9 protein-coding genes and 1 pseudogene are annotated in these 5051 nt (G+C 59.1%); all 10 read left to right on the top strand.

Going from position 1 to position 5051, the window contains the following annotated elements; translation table 11 throughout:
* The coding region (locus tag AC1DSG_RS27565) for an HK97 family phage prohead protease (protein ID WP_477793702.1) at positions 1-575 on the top strand (575 nt) is incomplete at its 5' end.
* A gap of 16 nt (positions 576-591) precedes the next feature.
* On the top strand, positions 592-1743 hold the full coding sequence (locus AC1DSG_RS27560; RefSeq protein WP_477793701.1) for a phage major capsid protein: 1152 nt from the start codon (positions 592-594) through the stop codon (positions 1741-1743).
* 170 nt (positions 1744-1913) lie between these two features.
* Positions 1914-2228 carry a head-tail connector protein gene (locus tag AC1DSG_RS27555; protein ID WP_477793700.1) on the top strand — a complete coding sequence of 105 codons (315 nt, stop codon included), beginning with the start codon at positions 1914-1916 and terminating at the stop codon, positions 2226-2228.
* A complete protein-coding gene (locus tag AC1DSG_RS27550) occupies positions 2225-2557 on the top strand; it encodes a phage head closure protein (protein ID WP_477793699.1) in 333 nt (110 codons plus the stop codon). The genes AC1DSG_RS27555 and AC1DSG_RS27550 overlap by 4 nt, the downstream gene beginning before the upstream one ends.
* Entirely contained in the window at positions 2550-3083 is a 534-nt protein-coding gene (locus tag AC1DSG_RS27545) for an HK97-gp10 family putative phage morphogenesis protein (RefSeq protein ID WP_477793698.1), read from the top strand. The genes AC1DSG_RS27550 and AC1DSG_RS27545 overlap by 8 nt, the downstream gene beginning before the upstream one ends.
* A complete protein-coding gene (locus AC1DSG_RS27540) occupies positions 3083-3451 on the top strand; it encodes a DUF3168 domain-containing protein (RefSeq protein WP_477793697.1) in 369 nt (122 codons plus the stop codon). The genes AC1DSG_RS27545 and AC1DSG_RS27540 overlap by 1 nt, the downstream gene beginning before the upstream one ends.
* A 62-nt stretch (positions 3452-3513) precedes the next feature.
* On the top strand, positions 3514-4014 hold the full coding sequence (locus tag AC1DSG_RS27535; protein WP_477793696.1) for a phage tail tube protein: 501 nt from the start codon (positions 3514-3516) through the stop codon (positions 4012-4014).
* A 9-nt stretch (positions 4015-4023) separates the two neighbouring features.
* Complete coding sequence (locus AC1DSG_RS27530; RefSeq protein ID WP_477793695.1) at positions 4024-4449, top strand: phage tail assembly chaperone family protein, TAC; 426 nt, start codon at positions 4024-4026, stop codon at positions 4447-4449.
* The gene (locus tag AC1DSG_RS27525; protein ID WP_477793703.1) at positions 4401-4658 is read left to right on the top strand and encodes a phage tail assembly protein T; all 258 of its coding nucleotides are present in this window, start codon (positions 4401-4403) and stop codon (positions 4656-4658) included. Before AC1DSG_RS27530 ends, AC1DSG_RS27525 begins: the two co-directional genes overlap by 49 nt.
* Before the next feature lie 70 nt (positions 4659-4728).
* Positions 4729-5051, top strand: a pseudogene (locus tag AC1DSG_RS27520) (tail tape measure protein); the annotation flags it as partial.

The following is a 5051-nucleotide window of genomic DNA, read 5'->3' as shown; positions in this document are numbered from 1 at the left end:
TCTCCGGGTTTGCGTCCGTGTTCGGTGGCATAGATAGCTACGGCGATACCATCCTGCCAGGCGCCTACAAGAAGACGATCAAGAAACGTGACCGGCCTGTGGCGCTGCGCTGGAACCACTACGGCCCAATCATTGGCAAGTGGCTCAAGATGGAAGAAACCGAACAGGGCCTGTACGTCGAGGGCGAACTTACCCCTGGCCACAGCGTGGCTGATGACGTGTATGCCTCGATGAAGCACGGCGCTATCTCCGGCCTTTCTATCGGTTATCGCCCCATTCAGACCCGTGAACTGGGCGATGGAAAACGCGAACTCAAAGAGATCGAGCTGGTGGAAATCTCAATCGTCGAGACCCCGGCAGACCTTAATGCTCAGATCGGCGATGTGAAGTCCGCCATCGACCAGGCCGAGTCCCTGAAAGAAGTTGAAGCCTGCCTGCGCGATGCTGGCGGATTCAGTCGGGCTGATGCAACTGCGCTGGTATCGCGCATCAAGTCCTTGGTTCACGGCGAGCGTGAGCCAGAACAGAAAACCGCAGAGATTGCGGGACTCTTCCAGCAATTCAAACTCCCGTAATTCAGAGGCTTTATCCATGAGCGAAGAACTCAAGAAAACCATCGAGACAGGCCTGAAGGCAGTCCAAGACCAGATGCAGGTCAAGATGGGCGAATATAACGCTGAGCTGGCCAAATCCACCGGCCAGGTCCGCACCGATCTGACCGGTGAAATCGAGAAGCTGTCCGAAAGCTTCAAGAGCCTGCAGAACGAATTGGCTGACCTCGCACAGAAGCAGGCCGCGCCAACTACCGCCGGCTCCGCATTGTCAGCGGGTCAGGAGTTCATCAAGTCCGATGACTTCAAGTCGCTGGTCGATCGTCAGCGCGAGAAGGTCCGCTTCGAGGTGAAGAACACTGTCGTGGCTGACGGCACCACCACTTTCGCCGATCAGCGCCCCGGCATCATCGCGGGCAGCTTTGCTCCGCTGACCCTGCGTCAGTTGATCCCGACCATCGCCGTCACCAGCAACGCGGTCAACTCGCTGCGCGAATTGGCATGGACCAACGACGCGGCCGAGGTTGCGCAGACCGCAGCCAAGCCCGAGTCGGACATCACCTTCGCCCCGTACAACGTGGTGATCGAGACCGTGGCTCACTGGATCAAGGTCAGCAACCAGCTGCTCGCTGATGCCCCGGCCGTTGCTGCGTACATCGACACTCGTCTGCGTGATGGTCTGGCCCAGCGCATCGACAAGCAGCTGCTGCTCGGCAACGGCACCAGTCCGAACCTGTCGGGCCTGACCGATGCTGGCAACTTCACCGCGTTCACCGCCACCAGTGGCGCGAATCTGGCCGAGTCCATCAACAAGGCCAAGTACAATCGCTGGGCTGTTGGCGAGGTTGTGGACACTGCGGTCGTCAACCCGGCGGATTGGGCGGCACTGGAGATCCTGCGCGAAGGCGCTGGTACCGGCGCTTACCTGTTCGGTGCTCCAGGCACTGCGGGCAACATGAGCCCGTTCGGTGTGCAGATCATGCTGTCAGCCAACATGCCAGCCGGCAGCTTCCTTGTCGGGTCCCTGCGCGGCGCAGCCACCATCTACCAGCGCCAAGGTGCAGTTGTGGAGATGGGCTTCGTGGCTGATGACTTCACCAAAAACTTGGTGACCATCCGCGCCGAAGAGCGTCTCGGTCTGGCCGTAGATCGCCCGGCGGCCATCATGTACGGCGCCATCACAGCGGCGTAACTGAGTGGGCCGGGTTCGCCCGGCCCCTTTTGAGGTGAGCATGAAGGCAAGAGCAATCAAGGCATTCCTGCACGACCAGCTGGGTCAGGTAGCGAAGGGCCAAGAATTCGAAGCAACCGAAGCGCAGCTCTCTGGAGTCCTGCGATTCGTTGAACTGATCGAGGTGCCTCATGGCAGTGTTGACGCTGGACGAGATCAAGGAACACCTACGCCTCGATCTGGAAGACCCAGGTCAGGACGCGCACCTAACACTGCTGAGTAGTGCCGCTGAAGACTATGCCAGTCAGTATCTTGGTAGGCCACTGCCGTGGCAGGACGACCAGGGTGCCGATGTAGCCGTGCCGTTCTCTGTGAAGGCGGCATTGCTGCTGACCATCGCCGACCTGTACGAGAATCGCGAAGATACCGTGGTGGGCACAATCGTAGGTCGAATCGGTGCCGTCGAACGCTTGCYGCACTTTCATCGTGTAGGGATTGGCATATGAGATCCGGCAAGCTTCGGCACAAAGTGACCATCCAGCGCCTCGGCCTGACCCAGGATACCGAGTCCGGTGAGATGCTGTCGGGCTGGGCGGATGTGGCGACGGTCTGGGCATCGGTCGAGCCTCTGTCTGCTCGCGACTTTATCGCTGCTCAGGCTGACCAGTCCGAGGTAGTTGCCCGCATCGTTATCCGCTACCGCCCCGGCGTCGACGCCACCATGCGCGTGCTGTATCGCGACAAGGTCTACAACATCCAAGGAGTATTGGGTGATGCCAAGAGCGGTCTGGAGTATTTGACGCTTCCAGTGAGCGAAGGGGTGAGTGATGGCTGAGACTTCTGAGTTCAAACTCGAAGGGCTCGATTTGCTGCTCGGCAAGCTGGGATCAATAAGTGCTGACATGAAGCGAAAGGGCGGGCGCGCAGCGCTACGAAAGGCTGCTGCCGTAATTTCGCAGAAGGTCAAAGAAGGGGCGATGCGAGTAGATGATTCGGTCACCCCTGAAGACATCAGTAAAAACATTACCCTGCGATGGAATGGGCGACTGTTCAAGAGGACTGGCGATCTTGGTTTTCGGATCGGCGTACTTGGCGGCTCCAAACAGTACAGCAACATGCACACCCGCAAAGGTGGTAGGCGTGGCACCTACGCTGTAGGGGGCAGCCACGACAACCCGGGCGGAGATACATTTTATTGGCGTTTCGTTGAGTTCGGAACCTCCCGTGTCGCCGCTCGCCCGTTCATGCGGCCCGCAATGGCGCAGAGCGTTTCAGAGGCCACTGATACATTCGTAACCGAGTACGAGAAAGCGATTGATCGTGCGATCAAGCGTGCGGCCAAGGCTGCCGGGAGTAACTGATGCCAGCAGCACCAATTTTCGCCGTCTGCGCGGCTGATGTCGGCGTTCGCGCTTTGCTTGGGGTAACGCCACACCGGCTGTATCCATTTGGCGAGGCGCCAGAAGGCGTGACCAAACCATATGCCGTTTGGCAGTTGGTCACGGGCAGCCCGGAGAATTACTTGGCCGGTCGCCCGGACCTGGACGGCTTCACGCTGCAGGTTGACGTGTACGCGGTCACCGCCACTTCCGCCAGAACCGTCACCGACGCAATAGCCCATGCCATTGAGCTAAAGGCCAACGTCGTCCGTTGGGGTGGCGAGAGCAAGGACACACTGACAAATCTTTACCGGTCGAGCTTCGATGTCGACTGGCTTGTACCCAGATAGCCAATCCCTGAACCCGGCCCGCCAAGTGCGGGTTTTTTTATGTCCGACATTTGGAGAAAGCCATGTCGATGCTTACCCAAGGAACCCAGATTTATGCTCTGGTGCCGACCGCCGCTGACCCCTCCGATCTCGAAATCATCGAGATCGAGTGCGCTACCGCATTCAACCCAGGCGGTAACCCGGCCGATCCGATCGAAGTCACTTGCCTGAGCGATAAGGTACGTCGCTATCTGCGTGGTCTTCGCACTCCTGGTCAGGCTTCCATGACCCTCAACGCCGATTCGCGCAACACCTCGCACATTCGCCTGCACGCCCTCTCCGAAGACGACTCCATCGAGAGCGTTTCGTGGGCTGTTGGCTGGTCAGATGGCATCGACATCCCGCCGACCGTGAACGTCGCTGGCGACGACTTCGAGCTGCCGACCACTCGCACCTGGTTCATCTTCGAGGGCTATGTTTCCGATTTCCCATTCGACTTCGCCGCCAACGCTGCGGTCACCACTGCGGCCACCATCCAGCGTTCGGGCGGCTCTGCCTGGATCCGTAAGACCACAACTCCGTAAGGATCAATCATGCAGCTGAGTATCAACAGCCTGAAAGAGGTGGGCGCCTTCACCGGCGCCCCGGTAGAAAAGCAAATCACCTGGAAGCAGGGCGATACCGAGCTCACAGCTACCGTGTTCGTCCGTCCGCTTGGCTATTTGTCGGCGGTCAGCGATGTGCTGGCGGCTGGCGGCAAGCGTGATGGCATTGCTGGGCGCATTGCGGCGTGCATTTGTGATGAGAGCGGCGCGCCGGTGTTCACTGTCGACGACATTACTGGCGCCGCTGATCCGGAGCGGGGTGCCTTGGATGGCAACTTGACCATGGTGCTTCTGTCGGTGATCGCGGAGGTCACTGGCATGGGAAAGACGATGAGCTCAGCGCCCTCGACGAGCTCTGGCACGAAATCGCGATCACGTTCGGCTGCTCAATCGCGGAAGCGCAATCCCGCCTGAGTTACCCGGAGTTCCGGCAGTGGCAGAAGTACCGTGCTAAGCGTGGATCGCTCAACTGGGGGATGCGCATAGAGCGCGCCGCAGCAATGCTCGCGACGCTCTATGCCAACTCGAACAGCAAGAAGGGCGGGTTCAAGATTTACGATTTCATGCCGCATGATTCGGAGCAGCCGCTGACGCTCCAGCAGGCAATGGAGTCGTGGACATAACCACGGCTCTTGCTGGGGGCATCCGACAATTTGACTCGCTAAGGCGGGTTTTTTTACGCCTGGAGTTTTTATGGCTTCCCGATCGCTTGGTACGTTAACGCTGGACCTGATCGCCAAGATCGGAGGGTTTACAGGCCCGCTCGATAAAGCCAGTCGCGAATCCCAAAAGCGGATGGCCGAGATCCAAAAGTCCGCGGAGAAAATTGGGGTTGGCATCGGCGCCGGCGTCACGGCTGGCGTTGTAGCTTTGGCAGCGCTGACGGTTTCGACCGTCAAAGCTGGGGCTGAGATTACTCGTTTTGCTCAGGTGTCCGGTACGAACTCCACCGAGTTTCAGAAATATGCTGCCGGTGCGAAAACAGTGGGGGTTGAGCATGACAAGCTGGCGGATAT

Source organism: Pseudomonas sp. P5_A12 (assembly GCF_056400685.1).
This window is presented reverse-complemented; position numbering and strand designations above follow the sequence as displayed.

Bases quoted from the DNA above. Each gene is read 5' to 3' on its own strand.
- AC1DSG_RS27560 (WP_477793701.1), top strand. From the start codon at position 592: ATGAGCGAAGAACTCAAGAAAACCATCGAGACAGGCCTGAAGGCAGTC.
- AC1DSG_RS27550 (WP_477793699.1), top strand. From the start codon at position 2,225: ATGAGATCCGGCAAGCTTCGGCACAAAGTGACCATCCAGCGCCTCGGC.
- AC1DSG_RS27545 (WP_477793698.1), top strand. From the start codon at position 2,550: ATGGCTGAGACTTCTGAGTTCAAACTCGAAGGGCTCGATTTGCTGCTC.
- AC1DSG_RS27540 (WP_477793697.1), top strand. From the start codon at position 3,083: ATGCCAGCAGCACCAATTTTCGCCGTCTGCGCGGCTGATGTCGGCGTT.
- AC1DSG_RS27535 (WP_477793696.1), top strand. From the start codon at position 3,514: ATGTCGATGCTTACCCAAGGAACCCAGATTTATGCTCTGGTGCCGACC.
- AC1DSG_RS27530 (WP_477793695.1), top strand. From the start codon at position 4,024: ATGCAGCTGAGTATCAACAGCCTGAAAGAGGTGGGCGCCTTCACCGGC.